This is a genomic window from Streptomyces sp. Tue6028, from assembly GCF_002300165.1.
In the GTDB taxonomy this organism is placed as follows: domain Bacteria; phylum Actinomycetota; class Actinomycetes; order Streptomycetales; family Streptomycetaceae; genus Streptomyces; species Streptomyces siamensis.
In genome coordinates, this window is sequence record NZ_MLCE01000036.1 from 36,100 (window position 1) to 54,697 (window position 18,598).

At 72.5% G+C, this 18,598-nt stretch carries 10 protein-coding genes; 8 read left to right on the forward strand and 2 right to left on the reverse strand.

From position 1 onward, the window contains the following. Window positions 1-345: 345 nt before the first annotated feature. Window positions 346-3,456, forward strand: a complete 3,111-nt coding sequence (locus BKI49_RS33010) for a hypothetical protein (RefSeq protein WP_095937974.1) — start codon at window positions 346-348, stop codon at window positions 3,454-3,456. A gap of 141 nt (window positions 3,457-3,597) precedes the next feature. Here the strand turns inward: BKI49_RS33010 and gndA are convergent, their stop codons facing one another. After that, window positions 3,598-5,037, reverse strand: a complete 1,440-nt coding sequence (gene gndA / locus BKI49_RS33015) for an NADP-dependent phosphogluconate dehydrogenase (protein ID WP_095937975.1) — start codon at window positions 5,035-5,037, stop codon at window positions 3,598-3,600. A 597-nt stretch (window positions 5,038-5,634) separates the two neighbouring features. Here gndA and BKI49_RS33020 point away from each other — a divergent pair. Next, complete coding sequence (locus BKI49_RS33020; RefSeq protein ID WP_095937976.1) at window positions 5,635-6,834, forward strand: transglycosylase family protein; 1,200 nt, start codon at window positions 5,635-5,637, stop codon at window positions 6,832-6,834. Here BKI49_RS33020 and BKI49_RS33025 read toward each other — a convergent pair. After that, window positions 6,824-8,086 carry a DMT family transporter gene (locus tag BKI49_RS33025; protein WP_095937977.1) on the reverse strand — a complete coding sequence of 421 codons (1,263 nt, stop codon included), beginning with the start codon at window positions 8,084-8,086 and terminating at the stop codon, window positions 6,824-6,826. The two genes, BKI49_RS33020 and BKI49_RS33025, sit on opposite strands and share 11 nt — an antisense overlap. Window positions 8,087-8,296: 210 nt before the next feature. Between BKI49_RS33025 and BKI49_RS33030 the strand changes: the two genes are divergently transcribed. The 6 genes from BKI49_RS33030 to BKI49_RS33055 all read left to right on the forward strand — a co-directional run bounded on the left by BKI49_RS33030 (window position 8,297) and on the right by BKI49_RS33055 (window position 18,575). Next, window positions 8,297-9,046, forward strand: coding sequence for a (2Fe-2S)-binding protein (locus BKI49_RS33030; protein WP_179332660.1), 750 nt, complete (start codon window positions 8,297-8,299; stop codon window positions 9,044-9,046). A 98-nt stretch (window positions 9,047-9,144) separates the two neighbouring features. Continuing rightward, a complete protein-coding gene (glgA, locus tag BKI49_RS33035; RefSeq protein ID WP_095937978.1) occupies window positions 9,145-10,296 on the forward strand; it encodes a glycogen synthase in 1,152 nt (383 codons plus the stop codon). Window positions 10,297-10,375: 79 nt separating this feature from the next. After that, on the forward strand, window positions 10,376-11,596 hold the full coding sequence (gene glgC / locus BKI49_RS33040) for a glucose-1-phosphate adenylyltransferase (protein WP_095937979.1): 1,221 nt from the start codon (window positions 10,376-10,378) through the stop codon (window positions 11,594-11,596). Between the two features lie 342 nt (window positions 11,597-11,938). Then, window positions 11,939-14,464, forward strand: a complete 2,526-nt coding sequence (locus BKI49_RS33045; RefSeq protein WP_373557627.1) for a PA14 domain-containing protein — start codon at window positions 11,939-11,941, stop codon at window positions 14,462-14,464. A gap of 252 nt (window positions 14,465-14,716) precedes the next feature. Continuing rightward, entirely contained in the window at window positions 14,717-17,047 is a 2,331-nt protein-coding gene (locus BKI49_RS33050) for a GH92 family glycosyl hydrolase (protein ID WP_095937981.1), read from the forward strand. Window positions 17,048-17,246: 199 nt separating this feature from the next. Then, window positions 17,247-18,575, forward strand: coding sequence for a wax ester/triacylglycerol synthase family O-acyltransferase (locus BKI49_RS33055; RefSeq protein WP_095937982.1), 1,329 nt, complete (start codon window positions 17,247-17,249; stop codon window positions 18,573-18,575). Window positions 18,576-18,598: the final 23 nt, after the last annotated feature.

Sequence of the window (18,598 nt, forward strand, 5' to 3'; positions counted from 1 at the left end):
CCGGGGCCCGACCGCCCGCAGCCCTTCCCCGACCCCGCCCCCGACCCGGGTCCGCACCCCGGACCCGAGCCCGTGCCGACCCCGTCCCCGATCCCGAAACCGCCGGGCCCCGACCCGGTACCGGAACCGGATCCCCAGCCCGGGCCGATCTCCTGAACCGAGCCCGGCACCGGGCGCGAGCCGACGCCCCGCGCGGGGTCGGAAGCCGAGGCTTGCCTAACAGAGGGTGAGTATTTCTCATCCCGCAACTCCATTGCGTGACCGCCCGGTCCCTGTCAACGTGGTCTCCAGGGGCGCGTACGACGTGTCCCCGAGGGGCGTGTGGTACGGGGACGGGGGTCCGCGATGGGGGACGGGGCGAGCACGGGCGCGGGCGGGGCGGAGGCCGAGGGAGCCGAGGTCACGGAAGCCGAGGGCACCGGTGCGACGGAGGCCGGATCGGCCCGCGTGAAGGTCGTCGGCGCCGGAGCCACGGGGCGGGTGGGCACCCGCGCGGCAGCCGAGCGTGTGGGTGCCGGCGGGGCGGAAGCCAGGCACGAAGGCGTCGGCGGGGCGGAAGCCGGGCACGAAGGCGAGGACCGGGGGCGTCCGGCGCGCGTGGAGGTCGTGGAGCTGCTCGTGCCCGGCCTCGGACCCGTCGACCGGGAGCGGCTGATCCGGCCCCCGGCGACCGTCGGGAGGGTCAGCGGCGACGAGAAGGCCGGCCTGTACCGGACCGTGGTCGACCTGAACAAGGCACCCCACAAGGTCGTGCGCGAGGTCTACGACTGGACGCGGCTCACCATCGGCGGCGCGTCCCGTGCGCTGTGGCTGTTCCTGATGCCCTTCCTGCTGATCAACCTCGTGGCCTGGATGCAGCCGCGCTGGCCCTGCGGCAAGGACAAGCGCTGGCGCAAACTGGCGGGCGGGGTCTACGAGTTCGGCGCCCGGCTGCTGGCGCTCTCACTCACGGTGCTGGTGGTGGGCACCGTCGGCCAGCTGGCGATGGACCAGTTCGCCTGGCAGTGCAGCCCGCAGGCCGGACAGGACGTGTGCGCCGACGACAATCCGGCCGTCCGCATCCTTCGGTCCTGGGACACCGCGGGACCTCAGTGGGGGTTCGTGGTGGCCGCCCTGGCCCCCGCTCTCGTCGTGTTCGTCCTGTTGCTCGCGGCCCGCGACACCAAGCAGGAGTATCTGCCGGTACTGGAGACCGTGTCGGAGGAGGAGGCCGAGCTGGCCCGGCTGCAACGGGCCGGGAAGGGAGAGGACGGCCACCCGCTGGAGCTGCCCGGATTCTGGGAGCACAACCGCCGCGACCCCGGCATGGCCGCCCAGCACGTGTGGGCCGGACTCCTCACCACCGCGGGGCTGCTCACCTGGACCCCGCTGCACCAGGACCTCCGCGGGAACGGTCCCGAGGGCCTCGGCCGCGCCCTGTTCGCGGTCATCCTGTTCATGACCCTGATCCTGCTGATCTCCGTCCCCTGGGTGCACCGCAAGACCTGCCTTCCGCTGCCTCCGTCCTCGCTCCGGTCACGACTCCTGGAGCGGATCCCGCTCGTCCGGGGGAAGATCGGCGAACGGCGGAGCGGTGGGCGGTACTTCCCGCTGTGGCCCACGCACTATCCGATCGTCGCGGGCATCCTCTGCGCCTGCGTCAACGTGGCCGCGGTGCTCTACTGCCTGGTCCCCGACCGGCGTTGGACCGTGGACCGGGTGCTGCCCGGGATGCAGGTGCAGTCGACGGTGCTGCTGCTCGTCCAGGCCTTGGGCGTCTGTCTGCTGACCCTCGCCTCCCTCGTGCTGCCCGTGGCCGGGACACGGCGCGGCATGGCGCTGCTCGGCCTCGCGGGCCCGGCCATGGCGGTCCTGGCCTGCTTCGTGGCCTGGCTCTACACGACGGCCTCCTCCCAGTGGACGGGCTCCTGGCTCGCCCGGCCCGGCAGGCGTACCGACGTGCCCCAGCCGGTGGACGTCATGGGCATGGTCCTCGCCCCGGTGCTGGTGCTCAGCGCGGTGTGCGGCGCGGTCGTCTTCGCCCTCGTCTGGTTCGTCCACGTCGCGGGGCCCGCCGCTCCGGGGCCCGACGGCCGGCCGGGGCCAGGCCTGGTGAAGCGGTTCGTCCGCGCGTACCGGGCGGACTCCCGGGAGGAACGCGACGACCGGCGGCACCTGCACGAACTCAGGGCCGCCCGGCGCAAGCACGCCTATCTGCTGCGCGAGGCGGACTGGATGATGGGCACCGCCGCGGTCCTCGTCGTGGCCGTCACCGGAGCGTTCTACTTCCCGCTGGGGATCCGGCCGGGGCTGCGGGACGCGCGCGACCTCGCGGCCGGGGCGCTGGGCTCGCTGAGCATCCCCCTGCTCGCCGGGCTGGCCGCGCTGATGCTGCTGGCGTTCCGGACGTTGGCCATCCGCTCCGACATGCGTCAGAACGCCGGTCTCGCCTGGGCGTTCGGGGCGTTCTGGCCGCGCGCCGCGCACCCCTTCGCGCCGCCGTCCTGGACGGTCAGGGCCGTCCCCGAACTCGTCCACCGGCTGCGCGTGCTGCTGAAGGACGAGCGCGGCCGGGTCCTCGTCCGGGCCAACTCCATGGGCACCGTCCTGGTGATGGCGGCCGTGTGGCAGCTGGACGCGGCGTTACGCGCGCGGATCTCGCTGATCACCACGGGCTGTCCGGTCGGCATGTTCTTCTCCCGTAACTACCCCGCCTTCGTCTGCGTCGAGTCGATCGACGCGCTCGGTCCGCGCGGTGAGCGGCCCGGGCTGGCCGGCTGGATCAACGTCTGGCGCGACACCGACCCGCTGGGCGGACCCGTCGGCATCGAGGACGTGGACGTCCGCTGGGCCGACGACGCGGAGGGTGCGGACGGGGGCCCGGGCGCGTACCGGCGGACCCGGGAGGCACCGGTGTTCCCGCCGATCGAGGGCCATCGCGGCTACACCGGCGACAGCCGACTGATGCCGCTGCGCAACCGGCTCCTGGCCGAACTGGTCGCCTCCCACCCACCGGAGCCGCCCCCGGGACCGACCGCAGGAGCGGAGCCGACGGCGCCGCCCGAGCGGGCCGGATCGCCCGAGCCGACGCACACGCCCGAGCCGACGCACACGCCCGAGCCGACGCGCACGCCCGAGCCGACGCGCACGCCCGAGCTGCAAGGGGCGCCTGAGGCGATGGAGCTGCTTGAGCCGGCGAGGGCGGGTGAGGGAACCAGCCCGCCTGAGGGGACCGGTTCGCCTGAGGCGGCCGACCCGGCCGATTCGTTCGGCACATCCGGCGCGACCGGCGCGACCGGCTCGGCCGGACCAGCCGGACCAGCCGGACCAGCCGGATCAGCCGGATCAGCCGGATCAGCCGGATCAGCCGGATCAGCCGGACCGGACGCCCCCACCCCCGTGGCCCCCGACGACCCCCCGGTCGTCCCCGGCCCCGGACACGCAGAAGCCGTCCCGGCCCCGGGACGAGGCACGTGACGGCTTCAGCGACGGGTCGGCGCCCCGCGGCGCATCCTGAAGCACAGGCACAGGCACAGGCACAGGCACAGGCACAGGCACCGACGTCAGCGCCGGACGGGGGCGCACCCCGTGCGCCGCCGCGACGGCGATGCCCGCGTGCTACGCCTCGACCTCGGACCGGTCCCCGCCCCACAGCGTGTGGAACGAACCCTCCCGGTCGGTCCGCCGGTAGGTGTGCGCCCCGAAGAAGTCCCGCTGCCCCTGCGTGAGGGCGGCGGGCAGCCGCTCGGCGCGCAGCGCGTCGTAGTAGGCGAGGGCGGCGGAGAAGCCCGGCGCGGGCACGCCCTGGCGGGTGGCCGCGACGAGCACCTCGCGCCAGTCGTCCTGGGCCGCGGCGATCTCCTGGGCGAAGGTCTCGTCCGACAGCAGGCTGGGCAGGTCGGGCCGGGCGTCGTAGGCGGCCCGGATCCGGTCGAGGAACGCCGCCCGGATGATGCAGCCGCCGCGCCAGATGGACGAGACGGAGCCCAGGTCGATGTTCCAGTCGTACTCGTCGCTGCCCGCCTGGATCTCGTGGAAGCCCTGCGTGTAGGACACGATCTTCGACGCGTACAGCGCCTGCTCCACTCGGTCCGCGAAGGCCGCGGCCTCCGCCTCGTCGAGCTGCTCGGCCTTCGGACCGGCGAGCCCGCGCGACGCGTCGCGCAGGTCGGCGTGCCCGGACAGGGAGCGCGCGAAGACCGCCTCCGCGATGCCGGACACCGGCACGCCGAGGTCGAGGGCGATCTGCACGGTCCAACGGCCCGTGCCCTTCTGCTCCGCCCGGTCCTGGACGACGTCGACGAACGGCTTGCCCGTCGCCGCGTCCACGTGCGACAGCACCTCGGCGGTGATCTCGATCAGGTAGGAGTCGAGCCGGCCGGTGTTCCAGGTACGGAAGATGTCGGCGATCTGCGCGGGGGAGTACCCGGCGACGTCGCGCAGCAGCTGGTACGCCTCGCCGATCAACTGCATGTCCGCGTACTCGATGCCGTTGTGGACCATCTTCACGAAGTGTCCGGCGCCGTCGGGGCCGACGTGCGTCACACAGGGCGCCCCGTCCTTCGCCTTCGCGGAGATCTTCTCCAGCATCGGTCCGAGCGACGCGTACGACTCCTTCGAGCCGCCCGGCATGATGCTCGGCCCGTGCAGTGCGCCCTCCTCGCCGCCGGAGACGCCCGTGCCCACGAAATGGATGCCCTGCTCGCGCAGGGCGCGCTCACGGCGCCGGGTGTCGGCGAAGTGTGCGTTGCCACCGTCGATGATCATGTCGCCGGGCTCCAGGAGCGGGGCGAACTCCTCGATCACCGCGTCGGTCGGATCGCCCGCCTTCACCATGATCACCAGGCGTCGCGGCCGTTCCAGCGCGGCCACGAAGTCCTTCGCGGTCTCGGCCGCCACGAACTCGCCTTCGTGGCCGAACTCCTCGACCAGCGCGTTCGTCCGCGCCACGGTGCGGTTGTGCACGGCGACCGTGTAGCCGTTGCGCGCGAAGTTGCGGGCGAGATTGCGCCCCATGACCGCGAGACCCGTGACGCCGATCTGGGCTGAAGTGCTCATACGGTTGGCTCCTAAGGATCCTGGAATCGGTGTTGCCAGTCGTGCTCGTCAGTGCTGCCGGTCCTGCTCGGCCAGTATTGCCCCCTGCCATCCTGACGCGTGGGGGGTGGGTACGCACGGGAACGCCGGGCCGCGTCGTGCGCCGCCCGCGGAGGGCGCACGGACCCGGCCACGACCGGAGGCCGTGGCCGGGGCACGGCCGGCCCGTCGACGGCCTCCGGACCGCCCGCTGCCTCGGGAATCGGCGGATCGACGGCCGTCGAACGTTTTGCGCCGCGCCGCCGAGCGGACGTCCGTGCCGTCGAACGGGCCCCGCGCCGGCGTTCCGCGCCGGCCGGCCGGCCTGCTGCGACGCCCCGGAGGGCGACGTGGAACGGGCCGACTCGCCTCTCTACTGCGTCGGGTCGGTGGCCCACTGCACGAAGTCCGGCCCGGACGGGCTCCGCCCGCCCCCGCGCCCGGTGCCCGGACGACGCGCCCGCCCCCTGCGTTTCACCGCTCGACCGCCGTTTCGGAGCGACCGGTTGCCGTCTTGTCCTGGCCTGTTCCGCACGCTTACTTTTGCCGCTCCTGACGCATGTCTAGGGGGGCTCGCTCATGGCCGAACGCGGTCGGCACCGCCGGTATCAGCCGAACAGGATCAACCGGGCGTCGCTGACCGTCACGGCGGGCGGCGCGGGCATCGCACTCCCGCTCGTCGGGGCCGGCTCCGCCCACGCGGCCGACGTCGGCACCTGGAACAAGGTCGCCGCGTGCGAGTCCAGCGGCAACTGGAGCATCAACACGGGCAACGGCTACTACGGCGGTCTCCAGTTCACCCAGTCGACCTGGGCGGCGTACGGCGGCACGGCCTACGCGCACCGTGCCGACCAGGCGACCAAGGACCAGCAGATCGCCGTCGCCGAGAAGGTGCTCAGAGGCCAGGGGCCCGGCGCCTGGCCGGTGTGCTCGGTCCGCGCCGGGCTGACCAGGGGCGGCGGCACCCCCGACATCCACCCCGCCGGTACGGCGCCGCGGACGGCGCAGCGCACCGTACGGGACGTGAAACCGCAGACGACGCCCCAGTCGCAGGCGGGCACCGCCGAGATGTACACCGTCGTCCAGGGCGACACGCTGTCCGGCATCGCCGACGCACGGCACGTCCGGGGCGGCTGGCAGGGCCTGTACGCCGCGAACCGCGGGACGGTGGGTGCCGACCCCGACCTGATCCTGCCCGGCCAGCGCCTCGACCTGCACGGCACGCACCGCACACCCGTCCGCAAGGAGCAGTCACCCGCTCCGGCGGACCGGTCCACGACCGACAGGACCAAGGCGCAGAAGACCGAGGAAAAGCGGGCCGAGCAGGAGAAGACCAAGCAGGAGAGGGTCAGGCAGGAGAAGGCCAGGAAGACCCCGTCCGTCGTCGCGCCCGTGAACGCGGCGACCGGAACGCCCTATCGCGCCGCCGGGTCGTCGTGGTCGAAGGGCTACCACACGGGCGTGGACTTCGCCGTGCCCACCGGCACGTCCGTGAAGGCGGTCGCGGCGGGACACGTCGTCAGCTCGGGCTGGGGCGGCTCCTACGGCTACCAGGTGGTGATACGGCACGCCGACGGCCGCTACACGCAGTACGGCCACCTGTCGGCGATCTCCGTGAAGGCGGGGCAGAACGTCGTAGGCGGCCAGCGGATCGGCCGCTCCGGGTCCACGGGCAACAGCACGGGCCCGCATCTGCACTTCGAAGTGCGGACGGGGCCCGGCTTCGGGTCCGACATCGACCCGGTTGCCTACCTGAGGGCGGGCGGGGTCAGGATTTGACCCTCGTGCGGTGGTGGTTCACGAACGGGATGGGCAGGTAGGGCCCGCCGTACATGGCCGTGTAGCGGGGCAGTTCGTCGACCGCGGAGTCCTGCGACGCGCCCTGCGCCGCCGCGGTCGCCGGCGTCCGCCGCGGGGCCGGCAGGAGGACGTCCTCGACCACGGACGGCTCCGGAAGCCCCGCCAGGAGCTCCTCGACGTCCGCCTCGCCCGCCGTGAGGGCGGCGAGACTGGAGTCCGCCTCCGCGGCCGCGACGACCGCCAGGTCGGCGTCCAGCCCTAGAGGCACCTGGTCCGGCAGGGCCAGGTCGGCCGCGAGGACCGTTTCGGCGACGACGGGAACCGCGAGGGGTTCGACGCCGAGACCCCGCGGGGCCGCTTCCTGCGTGAGCTGCGCCGGAACGGGCGCGCTCTCCGGACGGCTGCCGCCGATCCGCTCGGTCGTGAGGAGGATCAGCCCGCCCGCGGCGACGACGCCGCAGCCCAGTGCGAGGGCGGTGCCGGTCGTGCCGTAGCGGAAGGTTTCGCCGAACATCGTGATGCCGACGGCCGCCGCCACCACGGGGTTCACCACCGTCAGGGTCGACAGCGGCGCCGCCAGACCGCCGCCGCGGTAGGACGCCTGCGACAGCAGCATGCCGGCCGTCGCGAAGACGCCGATCACGCCGAGGCTGGACATGTCCGAGAGCGAGACCTGCTGCGACCAGTCCACGGCGACCGTCTTGGTGAACACCGAGGACATGCTGAACGCGACGCCCGCCGCCACGGCGAGCAGCACACTGCGCACCGCGGGGTGCCGGTGCGCGGCCCGCCCCGCCACCATCAGCGCGGCGACCGCGCCGGCGGAGACCAGGGCCAGTGCCACACGCTCGGCGCCGCCCAGGGACTGTGCGTCGGAGGAGCCGACGAGGGACAGCAGGCCCGCGAGACCCACCGTGGCCATGATGGCGCCGCGCCATGCGGTCGCCCCGGCCCTGCGGCCCACGAAGAGGGCCGCCATCGGCAGCGCGAAGACGATGGTCAGCGCGCCCAGCGGTTGTACGAGGCTCAGCGGTCCGTAGGCGAGCGCTGCCACGTGCAGCAGCCCGCCGAGGCCGTTGAGTGCCACCGCGGCCCACCAGCTCGGCCTGCGCAGTGGTGCGTAGGTCTGACCCGGAGAGGTCAGGGCGACCTGCTCCTGCACGATCGCACCGCCTGCGTACGCGACGGCGGAAACGAACGAGAGCAGCACGGACAAAGCGAGGGCGCTCATGGGTCCCTCCTCTGCGTACGGCGTGGGCACTCGGCCCGGCGCGACGAACGGTCGGCTTGCATGGGAACAACGATGCCTCGTGATTTAGTTCTCGTCGTCGTCCCTGAGCAGTCATTGGGTCCTACTGCCGATGGAGTACGAATCGCCCTCGCTCCTCCCCAAGGTGGGCGACATGAGGCCCGGACCCGCTGGTGGTCACCCCTAGGGGGCTTGGTACTACTGCTCTTCGTGGACCTCGACCCCCGGCTCACGGCGCTCGGCGCGCTCGGCGGCTTCTCCGTACTACGCACCGGCGTACCGCCGCGCGGCCCGCTGCCCACCCTCCGGGAGGCCTACGCGGCGACTCCAGAAGATGCCCGGGACGATGTTTACGGGGATCCGGTAACTTTCCGCGTCCGGAAGATCACACAGAGTCTCCGGGCGCCCGAGGTGCGCGTCGCGGTCTCCGTGGCCCAGCAGGCCCTGGCGGCCCGGCTGTGGTCCGTCGCGCTCGGTGCGGCGGCCCTGTACGGACAGGTACCCGATCTCGACCCGGAGCTGCTGCACTGGGACCCGGACGGCAGCGCCCCGGAGGACCTGTGGCTGGCCGAGGTGCGGCCCCTGCCCGACACCGCCGTCGGCCGTCTCGTCCTGGACGCCCACCTCGCCCCGCTGGCAGTCGTCCTGCACTCCCGCTACCACGTCTCACCAGGCCTGTTGTGGGGCAACGCGGGCTCGGCCCTGGCCGGCGCGGCACGCCAGCTCGACCGCTGGGCCCTGGCGCACGGGCGCAGTGACGTCGGGGAGCGGGCCCGGTCCCTCGCCGCGGGGCTCCTCATGGACCCCCGTCTCGCCGCCACCCTCGCCCCGGGGACGCTCCGGCGTCGCAGCTGTTGCCTCTACTACCGGCTGCCCGGCGGCGGGCTGTGTGGCGACTGCTGCTTCGACCGCCCGCCCCGCAGGAAGCCCGCCGGTCCCTGAGCGCGCCCGTCGTTCGCCACAGCCCCGACCGGCGGTCTTCCCCAACCGCCCCGACTGGGTGACCATGAGGGCACCAGTCGCCAGATGGGGGGTTCTGTGTGCGCGTGGGACTGCTGACCCGGGAGTACCCGCCGGACGTGTACGGCGGCGCGGGCGTCCATGTCGAGTTCCTCGCACGGGAGTTGCGCAGCCTCACTGAACTCGACGTGCACTGCTGGGGCGAGGGAGGCGCGGGCGGGGTCGTCCGCCACCGGCCCTGGTCCTCGCTCGACGGCGCCAACGACGCCCTGCGCACCTTCTCCGTGGACCTCTCCATCGCCGCCGCGCTCGAAGGCCGCGAACTCGTCCACTCGCACACCTGGTACGCCAACCTCGCGGGCCACCTCGGCAAGCTCCAGCACGGCATCCCGCACGTGGTGACCGCCCACTCGCTGGAACCCCTGCGCCCCTGGAAGGCCGAGCAGCTCGGCGGCGGATACGCCCTGTCCAGTTGGGCCGAGCGCACCGCCATCGAGGCCGCGGACGCCGTGATCGCCGTCTCCGGCGCGATGCGCGAGGACATCCTGACCTGCTATCCGGCCCTGGACCCGGCCAAGGTCCGCGTCGTGCACAACGGCATCGACACCGCGCTCTACCGGCCCGACCACGGCACGGACGTGCTGGACCGCATCGGCGTCGACGCCGGCCGCCCCTACGTCCTGTTCGTCGGCCGCATCACCCGGCAGAAGGGCGTGCCCCAACTGATGCGCGCCGTACGGGACATCGACCCCGCCGCACAGGTGGTGCTGTGCGCGGGCGCCCCCGACACCCCGGAGATCGACCGCGAGTTCCGCGAGCTCTTCCAGGAGCTGAGCGCCGTGCGGGAGGGCGTGCACTGGATTCCGCAGATGCTGCCGCGCCCCGACGTCATCCAACTCCTCACGCACGCGGCCGTGTTCGTCTGCCCGTCGGTCTACGAACCGCTGGGCATCGTCAACCTGGAGGCGATGGCCTGCGGCACCGCGGTGGTCGCCTCACGGGTCGGCGGCATCCCCGAGGTCGTCGACGACGGGACGACCGGCGTGCTCGTGCCGGTCGACGACGACTTCGAGGCGGGGCTGGCCCGTGCCCTGGACGCGCTGATCGCCGACCCGGACACCGCCCGGCGCATGGGCGAGGCCGGACGGACGTGCGCGGTGCGGGAGTTCGGCTGGGACGCGGTGGCCCGGCGGACCGTCCAGTTGTACGAGGAAGTCCTCAAAGCGGGGTAACCATCGGACAGGCACAGTTCAGCGAGAGGGCCGGTCCGGGACCGGGCACGGCCCGACCGGGCGTAGAGGGGCGGCGGTTATGCGGCGCGGTGGGCCTTCGGTGCTGGGAATCGTACTGGCGGGTGGAGAGGGCAAGAGGCTCATGCCCCTCACCGCGGACCGCGCGAAACCCGCGGTCACCTTCGGCGGCACGTACCGCCTCGTCGACTTCGTGCTCTCCAATCTCGTCAACGCCGACATCCTGCGCGTCTGCGTACTGACGCAGTACAAGTCGCACTCGCTGGACCGGCACGTGACGACGACCTGGCGGATGTCCAGCCTGCTCGGCAACTACGTCACACCCGTCCCGGCGCAACAACGGCTGGGCCCGCGCTGGTACTTGGGCAGTGCCGACGCGATCCTGCAGTCCCTGAACCTCGTGTACGACGAACAGCCCGACTACATCGCGGTGTTCGGTGCCGACCACGTCTACCGCATGGACCCGCGCCAGATGCTCGCCCAGCACATCGAGGGCGGCGCGGGCGTGACGGTGGCCGGGATACGGGTGCCGCGCGCCGAGTCCTCGTCCTTCGGGGTGATCAGTCCGGGCTCCGACGGGCAGACCGTGCAGGGCTTCCTGGAGAAGCCCGCCGACCCGCCCGGCCTGCCGGACGACCCGGGGTGCGTGTTCGCCTCCATGGGCAACTACATCTTCACCACCAAGGCCCTCATCGAGGCGCTCCAGCGGGACGCCGAGGACGAGCACTCGGTGCACGACATGGGGGGCTCGATCCTGCCGATGCTCACCGAGCGGGGCGAGGCGCAGCTGTACGACTTCAGCGACAACCACGTACCCGGCGAGACCAGCCGGGACCAGGGCTACTGGCGCGACGTCGGCACCCTCGACGCGTACTACGAGGCTCACATGGACCTGATCGCCGAGCGGCCGGCGTTCAACCTGTACAACCGCAGCTGGCCCGTCTACACCCACTCCGGTCAGCTGTCGCCCGCGAGATTCAACGCCGGTGGCATCGCGGGGGAGTCCATCATCAGCGCGGGCTGCCTGATCCGCGGGCAGGTCACCCGGTCCGTGCTCTCCCCGGGCGTCGTCGTGGACCCGGGAGCGGTGGTGCAGGGGTCGGTGCTCCACGACAACGTGCACATCGGCCGGGGCGCTGTGGTGCGCGGCGCGATCCTCGACAAGAACGTCGAGGTGCCGCCGGGGGCGACGATCGGCGTCAACCCGGAACGGGACGCGGACCTCTACACGGTCTCCAAGAGCGGGGTGATCGCGCTGGGCAAGGGCCAGCGCGTGTCGTAGACCCGCCGGTTCCACGGCCCCCGGTGCGCCTTTCCGGCACCGGGGCCGTCGTCGTGTCCGCTCGCCGCCGCGAGCCCGGCGTGCTGCGCGGGTTTCCGCCGTGCCCGGCCGCCGCCACCGCGCGTGCGGCGCCGTCCCGCCCTTGTCAGGTCCCTGGACAGGAAGCGGAACCCCGTGTTGTCATGCCAACTGCTCCCGTTTACAACGTTGTTCCACACGTGCAAGTGCCCACACACCCGTCCTCGACGAGGAGGATTCGTGCGCACCACCAGACTCGGAAGACTCAGGGGCCGCCTCGCCGCGCTGCTCGCCGTGGCCCTGGGCCTGGGAGGACTGACCGCCATGCCGGCGGCGGCCGACGACCCCGTGGAGATCCACGGGCTGAAGGGCGAGTACTACACCCAGTCCGCGCCCGGCGCCTTCGACTTCCACGAGCTCAAGGCCACCGGCTTCGACCCCCGGCTGGACTTCGCCGACCTCGAATCCCGGCTGCGCTTCACCACGGGCCAGGACAACGATGTCAGCGTCCGCTGGACCGGCAGGATCGTGCCCGAGAAGACGGGTCCCACCACCTTCTCCGTCATCGGTGACAACGGGTTCCGCCTCTGGATCGACGGCAGGCTCGTCATCGACCACTGGGTGGACGACTGGGACCGCGAACAGACCGCCCAGCCCGTCGATCTGACGGCCGGTCACGCCTACGACATCAAGCTGGAGTACTTCGAGCACTACGGCGGCTCCAACCTCCATCTGCGCTGGACCGAGCCGGGCGGCAGCAAGGTGGCCGTGCCGCAGTCGGCGTTCCGTCTGCCCGACGGCTACGCCTACGACGGCGCCCTCGCCGCGACGGTCCTCGCCGACGGGCGCACCCTCAAGCTCGACTTCGCACGGCCCCTGGACCGCCTGCCCAGCGGCCTGACCGAGCACGTCGAGGCGGTCGTCGGCGGCGCCGAATGGCCGCTCGGGAAGGCCCGGCCCGACCCCGCGGACCCCAGGTCCGTGCTCGTCGCGCTCAAGGAACCCGTCGTCGGCAACAAGACCGGCACCGCGCGTGGCACCGCCGACATCCGCTACGACGGCAACGGCGGACTCGCCGGCGGGGGGAAGGCGATCGGCGCCTTCTGGAGCAGCGGCCCCAACCGCTCCATGTACGAGCTGCGCACCCGGTGGGCCGACGAGGTCGGACCGGACAACGCCCTGCCCGAGTATCCGAGGCCCCAACTGACGCGTACCGCCTGGAAGAACCTCAACGGGCGCTGGCAGTTCGCGGCGGCCGAGGCCGGTGAACGGCCGCCGGTGGGCAGGACCCTGGGCGAGCACATCCTCGTCCCGTACCCCGTGGAGTCGCAGCTCTCCGGCCTCGAACGCCACGAGGACCGCATGTGGTACCGCCGCACGTTCACCGTCCCGGCGGACTGGCGGATCGGCTCCGGCAAGCGGCTGCGGCTCAACTTCGGCGCCGTCGACTGGCAGGCGAAGGTGTACGTCAACGGCGTCGAGGTGGCCGAACACCAGGGCGGCTACGACAAGTTCTCCGCCGACGTCACCGACGCGCTGAAGCCGGGCCGCACCCAGGAGCTGATCGTCGGGGTGTACGACCCGACCGACGCGTCCGGCGGGGAGAACCCGCCCGTCGGCAAGCAGCGGCTGGACCCGAGCGGCATCTGGTACACCCCGTCGTCCGGGATCTGGCAGACGGTGTGGATGGAACCGGTCGCGGCCGACCACGTCGACTCGCTGAAGCTCACGCCGGACGTCCCGGACGGCAAGGTCACCGTGGAGCCCAGAGGATTGCGCGACGGACTGCCGTTCACGGCGACCGCCTACGACGGGAAGCGGAAGGTCGCTACCGCGACCGGGCGCACCGGGCAGCCGCTGGCCCTCGACATCGCGGAGCCGCACCTGTGGTCCCCGGACGACCCGTTCCTGTACGACCTGGTGGTCACCGTGGGAGCGGACCGCGTCGGCAGCTACTTCGGGATGCGGTCGGTCGCCGTGCAGAAGGTGGACGGCACCCCGCGCACCCTCCTCAACGGCAAGCCCGTGTTCATGATGGCCACGCTCGACCAGGGCTTCTGGCCCGACGGTCTGCACACCGCGCCGACGGACGAGGCCCTCGCGTACGACCTGCGGATGCACAAGCAGCTCGGCTACAACGCGGTGCGCAAGCACATCAAGGTCGAGCCCGACCGCTGGTTCTACTGGGCGGACCGGCTGGGCCTGCTGGTCTGGCAGGACATGCCCGCGATGACCGCCGGGGTGAACCCGAGCGCCGCGTCGCGCGCCGAGTACGAACGCGAGATGAAACGGATGATCGACGACCACGTCAGCAGTCCGTCGGTGGTCATGTGGGTGACGTTCAACGAGGGCTGGGGCCAGTACGACGAGGCCCGGATCGCCGACCAGGCCAAGGCCTGGGACCCGACGCGGCTCGTGAACGGCATGTCGGGCCTCAACCTCGGGGCGGACGGCGGCACCGGCGACATCATGGACGAGCACGGCTACCCGAGTCCCGCGCTGCCGCCCTCCCCGGACGGCGAACGCGCCCTCGTCAGCGGCGAGTACGGCGGTCTCGGCCTTGCGGTGCCCGGGCACGCCTGGTCCGTCCAGCAGTCGTACGTGGACGTGGACCCCGCGGCGTACACCGACGGCTATCTGGCCCGCCTCGACGAGGTGCGCGCGCTCGCCTGCCGGGGCGGCAACGGCGCGGTCTACACCCAGATCTCGGACGTGGAGGGCGAGCTCAACGGCCTCATGACCTATGACCGCCGGGTCGTGAAGCCGGACGTGGCCCGGGTGCGGGCCGCGCACGAGGCGCTCATCCGCGACGCGTCCCGGGCCGCGCCCGCGGGCTGCCCCGGAACCTGAACCGGCGCACTCTCCCGGGCGGCCCGCGGGCCGCCCGGGAACCCGGCCGCAACCGTGTGCCGGGCCGCCCGCCCGGCCGCCCGGCCGGCACCTGTCACCCGGCAAGCCCCGCCGGCACCCGTTCCCGGAACCGCGGGCCGCCCGCGGGCCCCCGCCCGCGACACGGCCCGGGCACGGCCCACGGGCCGCCGGAAAAAGTCCCGCCACCCCCACCATCAGGACAACGATGCCGACCCACCGGAGGTCTCCCGCATGAGATGGACCCGGCGCCTGCGCCTGTGCACGGCCGGGCTGGTGGCAGCGTCCGCGCTGTTCGCCCTGCCCACCGCACAGGCCGCCGAACCGAGCGACGGCCGCCTCACCGATCTGGTCAACTCGTTCATCGGCACCGAGAACGAGGGCAACACCTACCCCGGCGCCGCCGTGCCCTTCGGCATGGTGCAGTTCTCGCCGGACACCGGCCACAACACCGGCTACGACTACTCGCAGAACCACATCCGCGGCTTCTCCCTCGTCCATCTCTCCGGTGTCGGATGCGGCCTCGGCGGCGACCTGCCCGTGCTGCCGACCACGGGCGACGTCACGCGGACGGACTACGCGCAGTACCAGGCGGAGTTCGGCCACGAGAGCGAGAGGGCCGAACCCGGCTACTACCGTGTCGGCCTGAAGACGGGCATCGACGCCGAGCTGACCGCGACCGCGCGCACCGGCGTGCAGCGCTACACCTTCCCGGCCACGGACAAGGCCAACGTCCTGCTGAACACGGGCCAGTCGCTGCACAGGACGCTCTCCACCGAGGTCGAGATCCTCGACGACCGCACGGTGCGCACGGCGATCACCGGAAGCGGCTTCTGCCAGGACACCCGGCCCTACACCGTGTACACGATCACCCGCTTCGACCGGCCCTTCACGACCTCCGGCACCTGGAACGGCGACACCGTCACCGAGGGTTCCAAGAACACGACCGGCACCGGACGCGCCGGCGCCTTCGTCCGCTTCGACACCACGAAGGACCGCACGGTCGAGGCGACCACCGCGCTCTCGTACGTGGACGCGCACGGCGCCGCGGTCAACCTCCGCTCCGAGGGCGGCCGTTCGTTCGACGCCGTCCGCGCGGGCGCCCACCGCGCGTGGGAGGACCGGCTCGACGACGTACGGGTCCGGGGCGGCGCCGACTCCCTGCGCCGGACCTTCTACTCGTCGCTCTACCGTTCCTTCCTGGCCCCCAACATAGGCAGCGACGCCGACGGCCGCTACACCGGCTGGGACCAGAAGATCCATCGCGCCCGGGGCTTCACCTACTACCAGAACTGGTCGCTCTGGGACACCTACCGCACCCAGTCGCAGCTGCTGTCCCTGCTCGCGCCGCGCGAGGCACGGGACATGGCGATCTCCGTCATCAAGATCGACGAGGAGAGCGGCTGGCTGCCCAAGTGGGGGTACGGCACGGTCGAGACGAACATCATGACCGGCGACCCCGTCACCCCGTTCCTCACCAACGCCTACCAGCAGGGCCTGCTCAAGGGGTACGAGGAGCGGGCCTACCGGGCCCTGAAGAAGAACGCCGACGGGGTGCCGCCCGCCGACTCGCCCGCCGTGGGACGCGAGGCGAACAAGGAGTACCTCGCGAACGGCTTCGTGCCCTACGTCAAGGACCGCCCGCACGCGAAGCCCGGCGACTCGGACTACGACCACGGCGCCTCCGCGACGCTCGAATACGCCCTGTCGGACGCGATGCTCGGGGCGATGGCACGCGACCTGGGCCACGACGCGGACGCCGCCCGCTATGCCGCACGGGCCCAGAACTACCGCAGGATCCACGACGGTTCGACCGGCTTCTTCCGCGCGCGGGACGCCTCGGGCGCCTTCACCGGACCGGCGGACCCCGCCCTGAGCGAGGGCTTCCACGAGGGCACGTCCTGGCAGTACCAGTGGCTCGTGCCGCAGGACCTGCCGGGCATGGTCGGCCTGATCGGCGGCAAGCAGGCGGCGAACGACCGGCTCGACTCGTTCTTCGCGTACGACCAGCTGCTGACGGACCCGGCGAAGACCGCCCGGGAGGTGTGGGTCAACGGCCCGTACGACTACTACAACGCGGACAAGTACAACCCGCAGAACGAGCCCGACCTCATCGCCCCGTACACGTACCTGTCGACCGGGCAGCCCTGGAAGACGACCGACGTGGTGCACGCCGCCCTGACCCTGTTCACGGACGGGCCGACCGGCATGACCGGGAACGACGACCTGGGCACGATGTCCGCCTGGAACGTGCTCTCGTCCATCGGGATCTTCCCGGTCCAGCCGGGCTACGACACCTGGGGCCTGTCGACCCCCGTGTTCGAGCGGGTGGACCTGACCCTCGACCGGCGCTACTACCCGCGCGGCGCCCTGACCGTCACGGCGCCGGGCACCTCGGACGGCGACCGGTACATCCGGTCGGCCCAGGTCGACGGGACACCGTACGACCGGACGTACCTGACCACCGACACCCTGCGGGACACGCGCGCGCTCTCCTTCACGGTGGGGGCCGAGCCGTCCGAGTGGGGGACGTCCGAAGGAGCCGCGCCGCCCGCCCTGAACTGACCGCCGCCGCGCCGGGAGCACCGGTCGCGCACCACGAGCCCCACGCGGCTCAGCAGTCGCGCAAATGTCCCGCCCCTCACTCTTGGGGCGGGACTTAATCTGCTGTTAACTGTGCGTAGCTTGATCGTACTTGACCGTAATCGCCTGTCGGGGTTTGACTGCTTGTCTCCACCCCCGTCGTCGACGCGAGAGCAAACCTTTGACTTCAGATCCGCTGGCACCACTCGACCTGGCGTTCTGGAACATCGAGTCCGCCGAGCACCCCATGCATCTGGGTGCCCTGGGCGTCTTCACCGCCCACTCGCCCACCGCGGGCGCGCACGCCGCGGACCTGCTCGCGGCCCGCGCCGTCGCGGTGCCCGGGCTGCGCATGCGCATCCGCGACGTGTGGCAGCCGCTGGCCCCGCTCACCTTCGGCAGCGCGACCCGCGAAGCCGCCCCCGACTTCGAACCGCTCGACCACGTCCGGCTGCACGCGCCGACGGACGACTTCCAGGCCGCCGCGGGCCGGCTCATGGAGCGTCCGCTGGAGCGCGGCCGGCCGCCGTGGGAGGCGCACGTCCTGCCCGGCGAGGACGGCGTCTCCTTCGCCGTCCTCTTCAAGTTCCACCATGCGCTCGCCGACGGCCTCAGGGCGCTGATGCTCGCCGCCGCGATCATGGACCCGATGGACATGCCCGAGCCCCGCCCGCGCCCCGCGGAGGCCCCCCGAGGACTCCTCCCCGACGTCCGCAAGCTGCCCGGCCTGGTCCGCGGCACCCTCACCGACGTGGGCCGCGCCCTCGACATCGGCACCTCGGTCGCCCGCGCCACCCTGGACGTGCGGTCCTCGCCCGCGCTCACCTCCGAGCCCACCGGGACCCGCCGCACCGCGGGCGTGGTCCTCGACCTCGACGACGTGCACCGCGTCCGCAAGACCGTCGGCGGCACCGTCAACGACGTCCTGATCGCCGTCGTCGCCGGCGCCCTGCGCTGCTGGCTGGACGAGCGCGGCGACGGCAGCGAGGGGGTCGCCCCGCGCGCCCTGATCCCCGTCTCCCGGCGCCGGCCGCGCACCGCGCACCCACAGGGCAACCGGCTCTCCGGCTACTTGATACGGCTTCCCGTCGACGATCCCGACCCGCTCGGACGGCTGCGCGCGGTGCGCACGGCCATGGACCGCAACAAGGACGCGGGGCCCAACCGGGGAGCGGGCGCGGTCGCGCTGCTGGCCGACCATGTGCCGCCGCTCGGGCACCGGCTCGGCGGGCCCGTCGTCGGACAGGCGGCCCGGCTGCTCTTCGACATCCTCGTCACGAGCGTGCCGCTGCCCAGCCTCGGCCTGAAGCTCGGCGGCTGCCCGCTCGCCGAGGTCTACCCCTTCGCCCCGCTCGCCCGCGGGCAGGCGCTGGCGGTGGCCGTCTCGACCTACCGTGGCCGAGTTCACTACGGACTCGTCGCCGACGCGAAAGCCGTGCCCGACCTGGGGCTGCTGGCGCGTGCGCTGTCCGAGGAGGTGGAGACCCTGATCACCGCCTGCCGTTCCTGATCACCACGGGTTTGGTGCCGCGC